The sequence below is a fragment of the Brucella pituitosa genome (assembly GCF_003049685.1).
GTDB classification, from domain to species: domain Bacteria; phylum Pseudomonadota; class Alphaproteobacteria; order Rhizobiales; family Rhizobiaceae; genus Brucella; species Brucella pituitosa.
Map to the genome: position 1 here is coordinate 895,680 of NZ_PYSY02000001.1, position 15,643 is coordinate 911,322.

Consider the following 15,643-nt stretch of genomic DNA (forward strand, 5'->3'; position numbering starts at 1 on the left):
GGCAGGAAACTGCCCGGTTTTTTTTTATTATTCAAATTTCAGGCGTGGGGCAGGAGCTTTGAAAGTTCGGGGTGCAGTTCTTCAAAGCGCTTTATCCAGCGCTTGAGTTTTGGGCGACCACGTTCCCATTTGCCTTCAAAGCGCAAACCCAGATAGCCAAGTGTGGCTGCCACGGCCAGATGGCCGCCATGAAGCTTGCCAGCAAGGCGAGGCGGGGCTTCGTTCAGAAGGTCGAGCGCGCGCTCCGCCTTGCGCCATTGCAGATCAAGCCACGGCTGGTGCACCTTTTCTTCCGGACGCATACGGCGCTCGTAAACATGCGCGAGCAGAACATCCGACAAGCCGTCTGCAATTGCTTCGTAACGTTCCGCGTCGGTGCGCTTTTCAGCATTGCGTGGGAAAAGCTTGTTGCCCGATATGCGGTTGAGATACTGCATGATCGCGCGGCTGTCGAAAACCGACTTGCCATCATCCGTCACCAAGGTCGGAATCTTGCCGAGTGGATTGGCATTGATGAGATCGTCCGGCTCGGCAGATGTCGTAACCACCACGCTCTCAAATGGAATACCCGCATGTTGTGCGGCCATACGCACCTTCGCACTGTAAGGCGAGGCCGGTGAATAGAGGATCTGAGTCATCTTCATTCCTGATTGTGAAAACTACGGCGAACATTTCCGGCAAAAGTGCAAAGCGATTTTGCGTAAGATAATGCGAAAAAACAAGCAGTTAGACGGTTTCAACGAGCCGCTGGCATCATAACGGAACGGCTGCGACAAGCATTGGTATTGATCTGTTCACAGGCACGGAACTTGAGGTCCCTGGTCATACAGATGCGAACTTCCTGAAGATAGTTGCTCTTGCATGATACAGACACGCCGTCAGGTTTCATGTCGGGATTTGCCGCAATAAATGCTTTCTCAACCAGCATCGGGTCGACGCGCCGACCCGAAGTAAGGTTGCGAAGGCTCGGCGGAATGTTCACGTGCTGATAGGCTTGGCGAACTGTGGCGAAATAGTCGTTCTGCGAGAGACCGGAGCAGCTTCCATGTTTGCGCCATTGATGCGCAACAAGCCCTGTTGAGGGCATGATATCGGAAACGCTTGAAACAATCTGGCGAGGCACAAAGCTTCCACGGCTGCGGGTATTGTCAAACTGACAATTGGCGGGATAGCCCCACTCGTTCTGTGGCCAGAGACCGTGGACCACAAAACCGAATGGCCGACTGGTGCCGCATTGCTGTTTATTTGCTCTTGGACCTTCCAGAGTACAATAGCTCGGTGACCAGGAAAGAGACAGCACATAGAAATCAAAATCACCGGGGCGACTATTGCCCTGGTCCTGCGCCATTGCGGGTAGCGCTGCAAAAGAGGTGGCAAGAAGGGCGGTTGAAAGCACCGCCAGTTTGCGCATCATCGTGGTCACAATCAGCGCAGGACGCGGCAGCTTGCGTCGTAGACGAACCAGCGGTCGAAGCCGTCAACGCAGAATTCAACATTCTGGCCAACGCCAGCAAAGCCCTGGCCTTCTTCTACCATGTACCAAACCGAACGATGCTGACCGTCGCTGAGAACAGCGGTGGCCTTACAATAGGTCCGTTCGATCTGCGCCGGATTGTTTTTTGGCTCATAGCGGGTGAGGCGAACATCACTCATCGCGGAAATGCCAACTTGCGGCAGGTTTGGAACATTGCGCACCTGATAGCCGAAATCAGCAACGACACTGCGCAAAACCCCCTGCTGGCTGCAAAGACCGGCATCGCCGACAGATGTCGGTGCCGAAGTCAGGTAATCGGCAGCGCTTGCGGGCAGGGAAGCGAACGTCAGGGGAAGAACCGAAGCAGCCAGAAGGGCTGCTCGAGAAAACTGTCCGATGCGATCCAACTTGCGTTGCATGTCTTTTTCCTGTCTCACAATTCGAGCATGAAGCTCGTTTTCCAAACTTATCTGGGCGCAGTTTCATTCAGCAATTGGAAACGGTCAAGTACGATCCGTCTCACCGCGTATCCATTGAATGCTGAAATTGCCTCCCTTTTCCTCGCTAAGCAACTTGGTAAGGCAGGGAAGCAGGATTTGCATCTCACTTTCCAGTGTAAATGGCGGGTTCACGACAATCATTCCGGTGCCGTCAAGACGCGGCTCCAGTGACGGTGCCCGAATCGCAAGTTCGATCCGCATGATCTTGGGAATCTCGGTTTCGCGCAGACGCTTCGAAAACCGCTCCGTCTCTTTGCGGTCCTTCACCGGATACCAGAACGCATAGGTTCCACCGGGAAAGCGCTTGTAAGCCTTTACGAGCCCATCCACGAGGCGATCGAATTCACCTTCTATTTCAAAAGGCGGATCAACAAGCACCAGCCCACGCTTTTCCTTGGGCGGCATATGTGCACCAAGCGACAGCCAGCCATCAAGCTCGATGACGCGCGCCTGATAGTCGCCGTCAAACAGCTTTGCCAGCTTTTTGGCATCTTGCGGATGCAGCTCAATCGCTGAAAGACGATCCTGCTTGCGTAGAAGATGCCGCGTCAGAAGCGGAGAACCGGGATAATGTTTGAGCTTATTTCCTTTGTTCACCGTGCGAACTGCGTCGAGATAGGGCTGAAGCAGTTCGATAGCCGCTTGTGGAACGTCACCTTTTTCGATTGCATCCACCACACGACTGATGCCGCCAGTCCACTCGCCTGTTTTCTCGGCTTCAGTGCCGCGCAGATCGTAAAGACCGATGCCCGCATGGGTATCGATCACACGGAAGGCCTGATCCTTGCGTTTGAGATATTCAACAATGCGGGAAAGGATGACGTGCTTGACGACATCAGCAAAGTTCCCGGCGTGATAGGCGTGACGGTAATTCATGTTCGCGCTTGTTTCATGCCTCGTCGCTTTCGGCAATATCCGTGCTCAGTTAAATGTGACATAAAACCGTCATCATCCGCTCTCATCTGAGTCGAGTTTTGCATGTCTGGTAGCGTTCTGCTGATAGTCCTTTGTGGCGCGTTTCTTCACGCAAGCTGGAATGCTATCGTAAAGGGGAGTGGTGACAAGTTTTTCGCTGCAGCCAGTGTAACTGGTGCGGCCGGATTGATCGCTGTATTTTTCCTGCCATTTTTGCCGCTGCCGCATCCGTCGAGCTGGATATTCATTGGGCTCTCGACGATCACTCAGGTCTTTTACATGTCGCTGGTGGCCGCCGCTTATAAATCGGGCGACATGAGCGAGGCCTATCCGATCATGCGCGGCACCCCACCTTTATTGGTGGCGCTGGTCAGTGCGCCGCTGATTGGCGAAGTGATGGGCTGGCGTAGCTGGGTTGGCGTTATGCTGATCTGCTCGGGCGTTTTGGCGATGGCGCTTGAAGCGCGGCGTCGCAATGGTGGCACTTCCAGTAAAACCGCTCTGCTTGCCTTGGCCAATGCTGGCTTCATCGCAGCCTATACCATCATCGACGGTGTGGGTGTCCGCGCATCGGGCCATACTTTATCTTATACGTTGTGGCTGTTTTTGATAAATGCCTTTCCGCTTGCCGGTTGGGCGCTCTATCGCGAGCCGGATCGCTTTCTGAACTATGTTCGCAACCATTGGCGTCCGTCGCTCGTGGGCGGTTTGGGGACATTGGGTTCTTACGGCCTTGCTCTGTGGGCGATGACGATGGCACCGATTGCAGTGGTTGCAGCTCTGCGAGAGACAGCAATCCTGTTTGGTGTGCTGATATCTGTGTTCATTCTCAAAGAGAAAGTCGGTTTGCCGCGTTTTCTGGCAGCAGGCCTCATTGTTTTGGGCGCGATCACGCTGCGACTGGCTTGAAGATATATTTCGTCGCAGGCTTCTTAATTCGTGAGAAATTCGTTTCTGCGGAAGATGGGTTGCGCTAAAAAAGCACCATGAACCAGCTGTCCCCAAAAGCGAACATCAAAATTGGACATTCTGCTTGTCCGCATGATTGCCCGTCCACTTGCGCGCTCGACGTTGAGCTGCTGGATGAGCACACCATTGGCCGTGTGCGCGGTGCAAAGGATAATAGCTACACCGCAGGCGTGATTTGCGCCAAGGTTGCACGCTACGCCGAACGCGTGCATCACCCGGATCGCTTGAAGCATCCGCTTATTCGCGCAGGTCGCAAAGGTGACGGCGAGTGGAAACAGGCATCATGGGACGCAGCGCTCGATCTGATTGCAGAACGCTTTGTCAAAGCCGAAGAGACATATGGCAGTGAGAGCGTCTGGCCTTATTACTATGCGGGCACGATGGGGCTGGTGCAGCGTGATTCCATCAATCGACTGCGTTTTGCCAAGCGTTATTCAAACCAGTTCGACAGTTTCTGCACAAACATGGCTTGGACCGGCTATTTTGCTGGAACGGGAAGTCTGACAGGTCCAGACCCGCGCGAGATGGCAAAAGCTGATGTGGTTGTCATATGGGGCACCAATGCCGCCGCCACTCAGGTCAATGTTATGACCCATGCGGTGCGGGCCCGAAAAGATCGCGGCGCCAAGATCGTTGTCATTGATATTTATGCCAATGCCACTGTGCGGCAGGCGGATATGGGTATTGTGCTCAAGCCCGGCACCGATGGTGCCTTTGCCTGTGCTGTCATGCATGTTTTGTTCCGTGACGGCCTTGCTGACTGGGAATATCTCGATCGCTATACTGACGATCCAAAGGGGTTGGAAGCGCACCTTGCTGCGCGCACGCCTGAATGGGCTGCTGAAATTACCGGTCTCAGCGTCGAAGAGATTGAGGCGTTCGCGCATCTGGTGGGCAAGACCAAGCGCACTTATTTTCGCCTTGGCTATGGTTTCACACGCCAGCGAAATGGTGCGGTGAACATGCATGCAGCCGCATCGATTGCCTGTGTGACCGGCGCATTTTTATATGAGGGCGGCGGTGCATTTCATTCCAATTCCGGCATCTTCAAGATGGACAAGCGCGAGATTGAAGGTCGCGCGATGCAGGATATGAATATCCGCTTCCTCGATCAGTCCAAGATCGGGCGCATCCTGACGGGCGATAGCGAAGCACTTTATGGCGGTCCGCCTGTGACTGCGATGCTGATCCAGAATACCAATCCGATGAATGTAACGCCGGAACAGCGTCTGGTGCGCGAAGGTTTTGCTCGTGAAGACCTGTTTGTCGCTGTGCATGAGCAGTTCATGACGGATACGGCAAAGATGGCTGATGTCGTTCTGCCTGCGACGACCTTCCTCGAGCATGACGATATTTATCGTGGCGGCGGTCAGCAGCATGTGGTGCTTGGGCCCAAACTGATTGAACCGCTTGCGGAGGCGCAGCCGAACATCTTTGTGATTAACGAACTCGCAAAGCGATTGGGCGTTGCGCATTTGCCCGGCTTTGACCTCGATGAGCGCACGCTGATCGACAATATGAATGCCAATAGTGATCTCCCGCATTTCGACGAGCTGAAGGAAAAGCGCTTTGTCGATTTGCAGCCGCCATTCGAGGAAGCGCATTACATCAACGGCTTTAATTGGCCGGACGGCAAATTCCGCTTCCGCCCCGACTGGACCGGAAGCCCATCGCCGAACAAGCCGCCGGAAGTTATGGGTCTGCAAGGCCCGCATCAATCTATGCCGGTCTTTCCAGACTACTGGAACGTGATTGAGGCTGTGGATGCAGACCATCCATTCCGCCTTGCAACGTCGCCAGCGCATAATTTCCTGAATTCGACATTTGCTGAAACGCCGACATCGCTTGCCAAGGAAATCAGGCCGGAACTTCTCATCCACCCGGATGACGCGGCAGATCTTGATATTGCTGATGGCGAGCGGATTGAAATCGGCAATCATCGCGGTGAAGTCGTACTTCATGCCGTATTGCGCGCTGGTCAAAAACGCGGTGTGGTGGTGTCGGAGGGTATTTTCCCCAATTCCACTTTTGAGCGTGGCGAGGGGATCAATACACTGATCGGGGCCGAACCTGCCGCCCCTTATGGCGGTTTGGCGGTTCACGACACGAAGATCTGGATCAAGAAAATCACTTAAAGCGCATCCCGAAAAGTGTGAAGCGGTTTTCGGATAAGATGCGCGCCAAGGAAATGAATCAAAAGCCCGCGCCGAGCAGATGCTCAGCGCGGGCTTTTGTATTTATGAAGTTGATTAGCCTGCGTAGTTCAGCTTGAGCTTGGAAAGGCCAACGGCTGCGTTGAGACCTTTCTGACCCTGAAGCGAGATAGGCTGCAGGGAAATCGTCTTCCACGAACCACCGGTCAGAATGTTGGTGCCTGCGCCGATGCCAATCGCGGCATTTGCCGATGCGCCGACATAACGGCCCTTCAATGCACCCTCAGGGCGAACGGTTGGTGCCCAGACGGCCCAAGCAATCGTACCGCCATTGATGAAGCCCACATCAACGCCAATCTTGGTGATGTTACCGGTATAATGTTCAACCGGACCACGACCGTGAACAGGGCTGAACACACAATCCACATCCTGCTGGCTACCGATGATAACACCGATAGCAGGGGAAATATTGCAGGAGAGGGTGCCAACTTCCGAACGCGGCTGGGTGCGGCCTGAGCCAGGAGGCGCCACGAAGTCAGCAGCAAGGGCAGGTGCGGTAATTGCTATGCCCGAAATGACGGCCATAGCCGACAGGAAGGAAGTCGAAAAACGGAGAGACATGATGTTGTCCTCTAATAAAACACAATACAGAAAGAGACGCTCATGCGACTCTCAAGGGTTGCCGAAGCAAGTCCCCTTACGCACTGGAATTAGGGCATTTTCACGAGAATTAAAGTTTTGTTAACGAAAAAATTCACGTGTGATGAATTTGTCGCGCCTAATCTCCTGTTTAGGATCAGGCGCTGATCACCATTGTATCTTGCGGCACTCCTGCTTCCGTATTGCCGGTGGCAAATTTGCTAAGCGCCAGAGCGTAGATCTTGTGTTCGGCTTTCAACACGCGAGCAGCGAGACTGTCTTCTGTATCGCCGTCAACAATTGGAACTGCAGCCTGTGCCAGAATAGGCCCTTCATCCATACCTTCCGTCACCAGATGCACGGTGCAGCCAGCAAGCTTCATGCCAGCATCTAGCGCACGCTGATGCGTATGCAGGCCAGGAAAAAGCGGTAGCAGGGAAGGGTGGATATTGAGGATACGCCCCTCATAAGGTGCAATGAATTTGCCTGACAGAAGCCGCATATAGCCAGCTAGGCAAATGATATCGGGATTTAGCGCTGCAAGTGCTTCAAAGATTGCGTCTTCATGTGCATCCTTCGAGGCATAATCCTTGCGGGTGAACGCTTGCGTTGCGATACCAGCGGCCTGTGCTTTCGCAAGGCCGCCAGCGTCTGGCTTGTCGGAAAAGACTGAAACAATCTCAGCCGGAAAATCGGGTGTTTGAGCAGCGCGGATCAGCGCCTCCATATTGGAGCCGCCGCCCGAGATGAAAATAACGACCCGCTTGCGGCTCATAGTGCCAGAGTACCCTGATAGACGACGCCTTCGCCTTCGCGCTTGATCATGCGACCGAGCGTAACGACATTTTCGCCTTCGGCGGCGAGGGCTGCAACCACTTCATCAACCTTGTCAGGCGTGACAACAGCGATCATGCCGATGCCGCAGTTGAAAGTGCGCAGCATTTCGAGTGGCTCGACGCCGCCGGTCTTGGCAAGCCAGGAGAATACGGCTGGAACATCGATTGCATCGAGATTGATTTCAGCGGCAAGGCCTTCCGGCAGGACGCGCGGAATATTGTCCGGGAAGCCGCCGCCAGTGATGTGCGCCAGTGCCTTGATGCCATCCGATGCGCGGATCGCAGCGAGCAGAGGCTTCACATAGATGCGGGTAGGCGTCAGCAGAGCTTCGCCCAGTGTTGCACCTTCCTTGAACGGCGCATCAGACTTCCAGCCAAGGCCGGACATTTCAACGATGCGACGCACCAGCGAGAAGCCGTTGGAATGAACGCCCGAAGACGAAAGGCCGAGAATAATGTCGCCTTCGGAGATATCGCCACGCGGCAGCAGACGATTGCGCTCAGCGGCACCTACGGCAAAGCCGGCCAGATCGTAATCGCCATCGCGATACATGCCCGGCATTTCGGCGGTTTCACCACCGATCAGTGCGCAGCCAGCCTGAAGGCAGCCTTCCGCAATACCGGAGACGATAGCTACGCCCTGATCAGGCGAGAGCTTGCCAGTTGCGAAATAGTCGAGGAAGAAAAGTGGCTCCGCACCCTGGACGACGAGATCGTTCACGCACATCGCCACGAGGTCGATGCCGACCGTGTCATGCTTGTCTGCATCGATTGCAATTTTGAGCTTGGTACCAACGCCATCATTGGCTGCGACGAGTACAGGGTCGGTAAAGCCTGCAGCCTTGAGATCGAACAGGCCGCCGAAACCGCCAATTTCACCATCGGCACCGGGACGGCGCGTGGAGCGGACAAGAGGCTTGATCTTGTCGACCATCAGGTTGCCCGCATCGATGTCGACGCCAGCTTCTGCGTAAGTCAGTCCATTTTTCTTGGCGGGGTTATTTTCTGTGGTCATCACCTGCTCCTGAAACTGGCCTGAAACGGGGCTGTGCCCCTTGTGGGGATTATTTACCGGCGCAATGACATGAGATTGCTTGTCCTGCAAGGCCGGGACGCTGGAAAAGCGCAAAACACTGCACGAATCTGCCGAAATTTCCGATACTGTGGATTTGCAGTAACCTGTCGATGCAGGGAGAACTCCTCGCTCATAAACATTGCAATCTTTTTGCTACGGTCTAACTATCCTTATCTGTCGGCGCTTACGAGAAAAGTAACATCGTTTTATTATAGCTGGGGCTCAGGACCCAGCTTTGCAGAGAATGGATCAAGATGGTCAAGAAACCAGCGCCGGTGCGTGACACGACAAGCAAGACGATACAGCAGTCAGAGGCCGTGGCACGCGATGGCGATATTCACGTCAATGTGGAAGTCGGCGGCTTTACGGGCTCAGTCATTCGTCGCCAGGCCATGTTCTGGACATGCGCCGTTGCTGTGTTCATCCTGTTTCTGGTGATTTTCAGCCCGGTCCTTCTGCCTTTCGTGGCCGGCATGGCGCTGGCATACTTTCTTGATCCTGTTGCAGACCGTCTGGAGCGGCTGGGTCTGTCGAGACTGGCCTCAACAATCGTCATTTTGCTCGTTTTCCTTATGATCCTGGTCATAGGGCTGATGATCATCATCCCGATTCTGGCAACACAGCTCGCGGATTTCATTTCCAAGCTACCGGATTATATCTCGCAGCTACAGGCACTGATGACCAACGAGAACTCGCAATGGTTAAAGCGTTATATCGGCATCGATAGCTCCGTCATTCAGGAAAATCTCAGTACATTGCTGCAACAAGGTGCTGGTTTCCTTTCGACACTGCTCCAGTCCCTGTGGAATTCGGGGAAATCTCTCATTGATATTGCGGGCCTTTTCATCGTTACGCCGGTGGTTGCATTCTACATGCTGCTTGACTGGGATCGCATGGTTGATCGCATTGATTCATGGGTGCCGCGCAGGCAGCTTTACACCGTCCGCGGCATTGCGCGTGACATGGATGCGGCAGTGGCGGGTTTCGTCCGTGGACAGGGCACTTTGTGCCTCATTCTCGGCACCTATTATGCGATCGGCCTGACCCTGACGGGGCTTAATTTTGGCCTGCTCATCGGCTTTTTCGCAGGGCTTATCAGCTTCATTCCCTATATCGGTTCCTTCGTCGGTCTGACGCTCGCGATCGGTGTTGCACTGGTCCAGTTCTGGCCGGATTGGATCATGATCGTTGCCGTTGCAGCAGTGTTTTTCCTGGGCCAGTTTGTTGAAGGAAACATCCTCCAGCCAAAGCTCGTCGGATCGTCTGTGGGTCTGCATCCGGTTTGGCTGATGTTTGCTCTGTTCGCCTTCGGTTCTCTGTTTGGCTTCACGGGCATGCTAGTGGCAGTGCCAGCTGCGGCAGCGGTCGGGGTGCTTGTGCGTTTTGCCCTGAATCGCTATCTCCATTCTCCGATGTACGACCCGGTCTATAAGCGCCCTCATTCCGATGCCGGGCCGCTGATCGAGGCTGGCGAGAATACAGGCAAAGAGAAATGAAACTGACACGTAACCGGGCGAGATTTTCGGGAGCCAGACATTCTGGAGGCAGCGATGAGTGACGCACCGCGTCAGATTCCGCTCGCTCTTGAGCATCAGCCCGGCTATCACCGCGAAGACATCATGGTCACGGGGTCGAACCGTGCAGCGGTGGATCTTATTGATCGCTGGCCAAACTGGGTTGCTCCGGTGGTAATCCTTGCCGGGCCGACCGGTGCTGGCAAGACGCACTTGGCGGAAGTCTGGCGCGCGGCAACAGGTGCGCTGTTGGCCAATCCCAAAGCCATCAGTGATGAGGTGGTGACGGGTGCTGCAGAATATCCGGTGCTGATCGACAATATTGGCGGCGCACCTTTCGATGAGACGGGCCTGTTTCATCTCATCAACAGTGTCAGGCAGAATGCCGCTCTCGGGCCCGGGCCTTCACTCCTGATGACCTCGCGCCTCCTGCCTGCAAACTGGAAGGTAAAGCTTCCTGATCTTGCATCGCGCCTTAAGGCTGCAACAGTCGTCGAGATTGCAGAGCCTGACGATATGCTGCTTGGTGGTGTCATTCACAAGCTTTTCGCCGACCGGCAGATCAGTGTTGAGCCACATGTGGTGAGCTATTTGGTGAGCCGTATCGAACGGTCACTTTTGTCTGCAATCCAGATTGTGGATCGTCTTGATCGCGCAGCTCTAGAACAGAAAACTCGTATAACGCGCACGCTTGCCGCGCAGGTCTTGTCAGAAGCGGGCCACGGTGAGGGATGAGGATAGCCGTCACCGGAGCCCACGGATTTATCGGAAGCGCTGTTCTTCGCCAACTGGTGAATGACGGACATGAGACCGTTGCCCTTTCGCGCAACGATTTGCCAGCTCCTGATTTTTCAGATGTTGAAGTGGTTATCTCCCGGGCGACCCGCAAATCGCAGCCATGGCAACAGCGGCGCAGAAAATTTAGTTCTTCTGTCCGACGGCCATTGGCGGCTGGATGCGCGCCTTCTGCGGCAATGGTGTGGCAGGTGCTGCCGCTTGCGGCTTCTTGGCAATCGATCCGGTCGTGATCATCTGTGCACTGTCAGGCTTGTTACGACCACCCCGCAGCTGGTCTTCATGCACCCAGCCAATCATGTTGGTTGAAGGCACGACAACACGATGCCATTTGCCTGTCTTGCCATAAGAGCGCATTTCGCGGCCCTTTTCGACCGTGCCGATAGCAGGCGATTTATCCCATGCATTCTTGTGAATGGTGAGTTTTGCCTTGGCGTAAATCACCGACGGAGAATGAGCGGCCGTATTGGTGCCGCGCGGCGGCATCGGCAATGCGCGTGCAGATGCAGGGGGTGGCGGTGGCGGAGCTACTCTCTGCGTTGGCATTGGCGACTTTGGCGCCTGAATGGCAGCTTGTTGCACAGGCTTATTCTGCGCAGGCGCGACCAACGCAACCGGGCGAGGGACAGGACCCACCGCGCCTGCATAATCTTTTGAAGGCGTTTTCTTTTCAACTGCAGCTTTTTCGACGCGCTGCTTGTCTTCCACCTTTGCTGGGGCCGAAGAACTGAACTGCGGTGCGGCACGCTGGAACAAGGCAGTCAACGCTGCTTGCGGGCTCTTATGTTGGGCTGTGGTCCACAGACTGAACGCACCCAGACCCAAAATCGCGCCAAGCGCTAATATTGGTGCGGATGAACCTGAACCACTCTTACGCCCAGTGGAACGCCCAGTTGAGCGTTTTGTCGGGCGGGAGCTCCGTTTCCGTGGCGCCATTTTTCATGTCCCCTGTCCGAATCGCGACAGGAAGACATTAGCGGGTCTTCCTTCGCATTTCGTTACCGGGAACAATTATCAGACAGAACGGGTGAGGCCGCCATCTACGCGCAGGTTCTGACCTGTGATGTAGGCCGCACCGTCTGATGCCAGGAAGGCAACTGTTGCGGCAATTTCTTCGCTTTTGCCATAACGCTGCATAGGCACGCTGTCACGGCGCTCTTCAGTGGCTGGCAGGCTGTCGATCCAGCCCGGCAAAACATTGTTCATGCGAATGTTGTCGGGTGCATAAGTGTCGGCAAATACCTTCGTGAACGAGGCGAGGCCTGCGCGGAACACCGCCGATGTCGGGAACATTGCGCTTGGTTCGAAAGCCCATGCCGTTGAGATGTTGATGATCGTGCCGGATTTTTGCTTTTGCATGACAGGGACGACAAGACGGCTCGGACGAACGACATTCAGGAAGTAAGTGTCGAGCCCCTTGTGCCAATCTTCATCGGTAATATCGAGAATCGGAGCGCGAGGGCCATGGCCGGCACTGTTAACCAGTGTATCGATACGTCCCCATTTCTCGACAGTGAGATCGACAAGCTTCTTCAGGTCATCGGCTGACTGGTTTGAGCCAGTCACGCCAATACCGCCCAGTTCGTTGGCCAGCGCTTCGCCTTTGCCTGATGATGAGAGAATAGCGACGGCAAAGCCATCCTGTGCGAGCTTGCGAGCGGATGCAGCCCCCATTCCGCTGCCGCCTGCTGTAATGATTGCAACTTTCTGTGCCGACATTTCCTGATCCTGACGTAATAAAACTGTTCCAATGCGCTGAAAGTAGCGAACAGGTTTGAAATCCCAAGTGAATTTTCTTGATTTTAAGATTTTATGGCGTTGTTCAGACAATAAAAAACGCCGCTTGCGCGGCGTTTAATTAAAATAGATGGAATGGACTATTCCTGCCCGGATGACTTGTTGCCCGAAAAGGTTTCACCGGAAACAGGTTCATTGCTTTTCTGGCTCGACTCTTTTTGCTGTACTGCATCACGGAATGCCGCCCATTCATTTTCATGGCGACGGTACAGCGCATCTGAAGTCTGGATATCCATTTCTATCCTCCGTTGTAGTGGCAACGCAAATAACATGGACAGAGCGGAATCGTTGCATCACAAACGGTAAGCGCTTGAAATCTTAATCGGTTTATATGTTTATAACTGCTTGGGGTCGCCTACCTATTGGTGCGTTTGGGTGTTTCGAACACCCTAAAGGATTAGTTCTCTTGAATGGAAATGCCGCCTTCGCCGATTTTCATTTCAATGCCGGAAGGTTTGCTTTCTTGCTGATAGGTATAAATTGCAAAGCCTGCCACTACGACGACAAGAGCACCGATGATCAGATAAAGCCCGTTGCGATTCACTCTGAAACTCCAAAATTTGAGGATGCAAAAGGAACGCGCGAGCCGGCCAATGGTTCCTGACCTTTCCGAAAGCCCTGAAAAACGCAAATAAGCGTAAGGGTGTGAATAAAATTCGAAAAAGCTATTTTTATCACTTGCTTTATATCCGGCTATTATCTAGGGAAGGGCCGCTTACAAAGCACGGAGCGTAGCGCAGCCTGGTAGCGCACCTGATTTGGGATCAGGGGGTCGGAGGTTCGAATCCTCTCGCTCCGACCATTTTCTTCCTGACAATTTGCCATGATGAGTATGTCGCAATTAGTTGCTGTGGCGTGCGCCTTTATCGCGTTGACATGATGTGGCGTGTAAACTATTGCCTTGTTGAGATTATCGCCCTCCGGGCACAAGAGCATAGATCAAGGTTCTTCAAATGGTTGCACGTATTTACCGTCCAGCTAAGACCGCAATGCAGTCTGGTAAAGCCAAAACAGAAAACTGGCTTCTGGAATATGAGCCGGAAAGCGCTCGCAAGGTTGAGCCTTTGATGGGCTACACTTCTTCTGGCGATATGAAGAGCCAGATTCGACTGTCATTTGACAGCCGCGAAGATGCGATCGAATACGCGACCCGCAATGGTATTGCTTATCGCGTGATCGAGCCGCACGAAGCAAAGCGCCGTAAGGTTTCCTATTCGGATAACTTCAGCTTCTACCGCGTTCAGCCTTGGACGCATTAACAGTTTAAATTCGTTACATGTTTTGCCTTAAATCCAGTGCGATTTTGAGGATAATGAAGTAACAGCTTTTCCCGGCCCAACGCATTGTGTTAAGGCCGGGTTCTGATGGTGAGGTCCCGTAGCTCAGCTGGATAGAGCACCGGCCTTCTAAGCCGTAGGTCGCAGGTTCGAATCCTGCCGGGATCGCCATCATATCAATGACTTAGGTTCGTTGATTTTCAAAAAAGTCCAACTTTATTCTTATTTGTTCTGATCGCGCATGCGTTGACAAAGGCGCTTGATATTGAGTTTTCCATCTTCGCAGAGACCTCTGCTGGCGTAGCATCGTCCGGTTCTTAAAGGACCGAAAAAATGCTTCCAGAGTATGTTTCCATCTGATTGAATCAGATCGGCGCTATAAACGTTTATTTTATGCGCATCTCATCCGAAAGTCACTTCACCCTTTTCAGGGTGCGTTCTAGTGCGAGCGCTATTGAAGGTGCCATCAATGTTATTAAGCTAAACCAATCAAATTCCACTGCTCTATATTGCCGCTAAAAATCAGATATTGTTTTACCTCGTCCGCAAGCTTTGCGTCTTTTTGCAGGTCACATTTCACTTCATAAAGAAAGACCATTCTTTCAGCGATGAGACGACCATAAGCTTCCAATATTGCAGTGTTCGTTGCTGTGTCAGAATGCAGTGCAGGCGCTATTATCGGGGAGATCGTCACATGGCTTGGACGTTGCCCGACGTATTTTTCGTGGATTCTGTTATAGGTCTCCGCGAGGGAAATGCCTGCTTCTTCGTATGCCGCACGGAGTTTGGGGTTGGCATCAAGCTTAGCGTTAAGCTCCAGCCTCTGTTTAGCATGCTTAAGTGCTGAGTTGATCACAATTTTTTCGTGCGAAAAAGCTAGGTCTTGCGCAGCTAAAGCCTCTTGCACCGCAACGACCTGGGAAACCTTCTGATCAAGCTGATCCAAAAAATTAGCAACGGATTTCGTGGCGTTCAGAAGCCCGCCAAACGTAATTTGAGTTTGCGTGCTGTTCGTTTCCTTATTGGCTGGTTTGCCCTCTGCCAGTGCTGAACGCACCATAGCGAGGGCTTCATCAGGAGTCTTGAAAACCGTAGACGCGGGAATTCTCAGGACCTTGAAACCTTTGTTGATAAAATATTTGTCACGGATTGCATCTCTTTGCTTCGCTTTGTCAGAACCGTGATAAGTTATTCCATCTATCTCTATAACCAGCCACTTGTTGGCAATAAAGTCCGCTCGATAAGCGCCGTGCTCCACTTGCAAATCAAGTTCAAAGTTATCGGCGTGCAAAATCCCACCACGCGGTAAGAGTTCGAATTCCGCAAAAATTGCGTCCAGAAACGCGGTTTCAGCTGGTGATTCACAGGAGCCGTAGAAATATTTCTGCCAATCAGCGTGATCAATGCTGACGGTCCATCTGTTCGCCGGATTTGAACTTTCGCCCCGCTCAGCTTGGGCGGGTTTAGATACGTCATCAAATATGGTCCAGGCAAAAAATACTGCGACAATAAAAAGCCAGGGAAAAGCTATGCCCCCAACTAAACATGCGAGCGTGATCAGTCCGCGTATAATGTATGACTGATAATTGTCACTCGATTTCATATTTGGCCCCGAAAGTATAGTATCTTGGGGGCTGTTTTAAAACTGGAAGGGATATTTTGCGATTAATGTGTAGAACCAAATCCCAAGTTCTATGCT

Annotated in this window: 18 protein-coding genes and 2 tRNA genes; 8 read left to right on the plus strand and 12 right to left on the minus strand. The window is 53.2% G+C overall.

The window, feature by feature from the left end; genetic code table 11:
- Nucleotides 1–38: 38 nt before the first annotated feature.
- From C9380_RS04320 to C9380_RS04335, 4 genes are all read right to left on the minus strand, one after another.
- The gene (locus C9380_RS04320; protein WP_128093054.1) at nt 39–638 is read right to left on the minus strand and encodes a glutathione S-transferase; all 600 of its coding nucleotides are present in this window, start codon (nt 636–638) and stop codon (nt 39–41) included.
- A 98-nt stretch (nt 639–736) separates the two neighbouring features.
- Nucleotides 737–1,414 carry a ribonuclease T2 family protein gene (locus tag C9380_RS04325; RefSeq protein WP_128093055.1) on the minus strand — a complete coding sequence of 226 codons (678 nt, stop codon included), beginning with the start codon at nt 1,412–1,414 and terminating at the stop codon, nt 737–739.
- Between the two features lie 11 nt (nt 1,415–1,425).
- Nucleotides 1,426–1,893, minus strand: a complete 468-nt coding sequence (locus C9380_RS04330) for a phage portal protein (RefSeq protein ID WP_111786884.1) — start codon at nt 1,891–1,893, stop codon at nt 1,426–1,428.
- Nucleotides 1,894–1,977: 84 nt separating this feature from the next.
- A complete protein-coding gene (locus tag C9380_RS04335; protein ID WP_128093056.1) occupies nt 1,978–2,850 on the minus strand; it encodes a 23S rRNA (adenine(2030)-N(6))-methyltransferase RlmJ in 873 nt (290 codons plus the stop codon).
- Nucleotides 2,851–2,952: 102 nt separating this feature from the next.
- On the opposite strand from C9380_RS04335, the gene C9380_RS04340 reads away from it, so the two are divergent.
- Together C9380_RS04340 and C9380_RS04345 are read left to right on the plus strand one after the other, a co-directional pair.
- Nucleotides 2,953–3,798 (plus strand): DMT family transporter, encoded by an 846-nt coding sequence (locus C9380_RS04340; RefSeq protein WP_128093057.1) that lies wholly within the window; start codon nt 2,953–2,955, stop codon nt 3,796–3,798.
- Between the two features lie 77 nt (nt 3,799–3,875).
- A complete protein-coding gene (locus C9380_RS04345; protein ID WP_128093058.1) occupies nt 3,876–5,993 on the plus strand; it encodes a molybdopterin oxidoreductase family protein in 2,118 nt (705 codons plus the stop codon).
- Between the two features lie 114 nt (nt 5,994–6,107).
- Here C9380_RS04345 and C9380_RS04350 read toward each other — a convergent pair whose 3' ends face one another.
- The 3 genes from C9380_RS04350 to purM all read right to left on the minus strand — a co-directional run bounded on the left by C9380_RS04350 (nt 6,108) and on the right by purM (nt 8,501).
- A complete protein-coding gene (locus tag C9380_RS04350; protein WP_128093059.1) occupies nt 6,108–6,632 on the minus strand; it encodes a DUF992 domain-containing protein in 525 nt (174 codons plus the stop codon).
- A gap of 175 nt (nt 6,633–6,807) precedes the next feature.
- The gene (purN, locus tag C9380_RS04355) at nt 6,808–7,425 is read right to left on the minus strand and encodes a phosphoribosylglycinamide formyltransferase (RefSeq protein ID WP_128093060.1); all 618 of its coding nucleotides are present in this window, start codon (nt 7,423–7,425) and stop codon (nt 6,808–6,810) included.
- The gene (gene purM, locus C9380_RS04360) at nt 7,422–8,501 is read right to left on the minus strand and encodes a phosphoribosylformylglycinamidine cyclo-ligase (RefSeq protein WP_128093061.1); all 1,080 of its coding nucleotides are present in this window, start codon (nt 8,499–8,501) and stop codon (nt 7,422–7,424) included. The genes purN and purM overlap by 4 nt, the downstream gene beginning before the upstream one ends.
- Nucleotides 8,502–8,815: 314 nt before the next feature.
- On the opposite strand from purM, the gene C9380_RS04365 reads away from it, so the two are divergent.
- The 3 genes from C9380_RS04365 to C9380_RS04375 are packed head-to-tail and all read left to right on the plus strand — an operon-like array spanning nt 8,816 to nt 11,103.
- On the plus strand, nt 8,816–10,057 hold the full coding sequence (locus C9380_RS04365) for an AI-2E family transporter (RefSeq protein WP_024897381.1): 1,242 nt from the start codon (nt 8,816–8,818) through the stop codon (nt 10,055–10,057).
- Nucleotides 10,058–10,099: 42 nt separating this feature from the next.
- The gene (gene hdaA / locus C9380_RS04370; RefSeq protein ID WP_181152067.1) at nt 10,100–10,810 is read left to right on the plus strand and encodes a DnaA regulatory inactivator HdaA; all 711 of its coding nucleotides are present in this window, start codon (nt 10,100–10,102) and stop codon (nt 10,808–10,810) included.
- A complete protein-coding gene (locus tag C9380_RS04375; protein ID WP_128093062.1) occupies nt 10,807–11,103 on the plus strand; it encodes an NAD-dependent epimerase/dehydratase family protein in 297 nt (98 codons plus the stop codon). Before hdaA ends, C9380_RS04375 begins: the two co-directional genes overlap by 4 nt.
- Here the strand turns inward: C9380_RS04375 and C9380_RS04380 are convergent.
- The 4 genes from C9380_RS04380 to C9380_RS26755 form a co-directional block, all read right to left on the minus strand.
- A complete protein-coding gene (locus C9380_RS04380) occupies nt 10,997–11,806 on the minus strand; it encodes a hypothetical protein (RefSeq protein WP_128093063.1) in 810 nt (269 codons plus the stop codon). The genes C9380_RS04375 and C9380_RS04380 overlap by 107 nt on opposite strands.
- A gap of 78 nt (nt 11,807–11,884) precedes the next feature.
- Nucleotides 11,885–12,589 carry an SDR family oxidoreductase gene (locus C9380_RS04390; protein ID WP_024897385.1) on the minus strand — a complete coding sequence of 235 codons (705 nt, stop codon included), beginning with the start codon at nt 12,587–12,589 and terminating at the stop codon, nt 11,885–11,887.
- A gap of 158 nt (nt 12,590–12,747) precedes the next feature.
- On the minus strand, nt 12,748–12,903 hold the full coding sequence (locus C9380_RS26750; RefSeq protein WP_164844631.1) for a hypothetical protein: 156 nt from the start codon (nt 12,901–12,903) through the stop codon (nt 12,748–12,750).
- A gap of 161 nt (nt 12,904–13,064) precedes the next feature.
- Nucleotides 13,065–13,211 carry a hypothetical protein gene (locus C9380_RS26755; protein WP_024897386.1) on the minus strand — a complete coding sequence of 49 codons (147 nt, stop codon included), beginning with the start codon at nt 13,209–13,211 and terminating at the stop codon, nt 13,065–13,067.
- 181 nt (nt 13,212–13,392) lie between these two features.
- On the opposite strand from C9380_RS26755, the gene C9380_RS04395 reads away from it, so the two are divergent.
- The 3 genes from C9380_RS04395 to C9380_RS04405 all read left to right on the plus strand — a co-directional run bounded on the left by C9380_RS04395 (nt 13,393) and on the right by C9380_RS04405 (nt 14,115).
- Nucleotides 13,393–13,469: transfer RNA gene (locus C9380_RS04395), tRNA-Pro, on the plus strand.
- A 151-nt stretch (nt 13,470–13,620) separates the two neighbouring features.
- A complete protein-coding gene (locus tag C9380_RS04400) occupies nt 13,621–13,926 on the plus strand; it encodes an ETC complex I subunit (protein ID WP_024897387.1) in 306 nt (101 codons plus the stop codon).
- Between the two features lie 112 nt (nt 13,927–14,038).
- A tRNA-Arg gene (locus tag C9380_RS04405) sits at nt 14,039–14,115 on the plus strand.
- Nucleotides 14,116–14,419: 304 nt separating this feature from the next.
- Here the strand turns inward: C9380_RS04405 and C9380_RS04410 are convergent.
- Entirely contained in the window at nt 14,420–15,547 is a 1,128-nt protein-coding gene (locus C9380_RS04410; RefSeq protein ID WP_128093064.1) for an endonuclease domain-containing protein, read from the minus strand.
- Nucleotides 15,548–15,643: the final 96 nt, after the last annotated feature.

Excerpts from the sequence above, each read along its gene's own strand:
- purM (WP_128093061.1), bottom strand. The coding sequence starts at position 8,501 with ATGACCACAGAAAATAACCCCGCCAAGAAAAATGGACTGACTTACGCA.
- C9380_RS04375 (WP_128093062.1), top strand. The coding sequence starts at position 10,807 with ATGAGGATAGCCGTCACCGGAGCCCACGGATTTATCGGAAGCGCTGTT.
- C9380_RS04380 (WP_128093063.1), bottom strand. The coding sequence starts at position 11,806 with ATGGCGCCACGGAAACGGAGCTCCCGCCCGACAAAACGCTCAACTGGG.
- purN (WP_128093060.1), bottom strand. The coding sequence starts at position 7,425 with ATGAGCCGCAAGCGGGTCGTTATTTTCATCTCGGGCGGCGGCTCCAAT.
- C9380_RS04365 (WP_024897381.1), top strand. The coding sequence starts at position 8,816 with ATGGTCAAGAAACCAGCGCCGGTGCGTGACACGACAAGCAAGACGATA.
- C9380_RS04325 (WP_128093055.1), bottom strand. The coding sequence starts at position 1,414 with ATGATGCGCAAACTGGCGGTGCTTTCAACCGCCCTTCTTGCCACCTCT.
- C9380_RS04350 (WP_128093059.1), bottom strand. The coding sequence starts at position 6,632 with ATGTCTCTCCGTTTTTCGACTTCCTTCCTGTCGGCTATGGCCGTCATT.
- C9380_RS04390 (WP_024897385.1), bottom strand. The coding sequence starts at position 12,589 with ATGTCGGCACAGAAAGTTGCAATCATTACAGCAGGCGGCAGCGGAATG.
- C9380_RS04320 (WP_128093054.1), bottom strand. The coding sequence starts at position 638 with ATGACTCAGATCCTCTATTCACCGGCCTCGCCTTACAGTGCGAAGGTG.
- C9380_RS04330 (WP_111786884.1), bottom strand. The coding sequence starts at position 1,893 with ATGCAACGCAAGTTGGATCGCATCGGACAGTTTTCTCGAGCAGCCCTT.
- C9380_RS04345 (WP_128093058.1), top strand. The coding sequence starts at position 3,876 with ATGAACCAGCTGTCCCCAAAAGCGAACATCAAAATTGGACATTCTGCT.
- C9380_RS04340 (WP_128093057.1), top strand. The coding sequence starts at position 2,953 with ATGTCTGGTAGCGTTCTGCTGATAGTCCTTTGTGGCGCGTTTCTTCAC.
- C9380_RS26750 (WP_164844631.1), bottom strand. The coding sequence starts at position 12,903 with ATGGATATCCAGACTTCAGATGCGCTGTACCGTCGCCATGAAAATGAA.
- C9380_RS04335 (WP_128093056.1), bottom strand. The coding sequence starts at position 2,850 with ATGAATTACCGTCACGCCTATCACGCCGGGAACTTTGCTGATGTCGTC.
- C9380_RS04410 (WP_128093064.1), bottom strand. The coding sequence starts at position 15,547 with ATGAAATCGAGTGACAATTATCAGTCATACATTATACGCGGACTGATC.
- C9380_RS04400 (WP_024897387.1), top strand. The coding sequence starts at position 13,621 with ATGGTTGCACGTATTTACCGTCCAGCTAAGACCGCAATGCAGTCTGGT.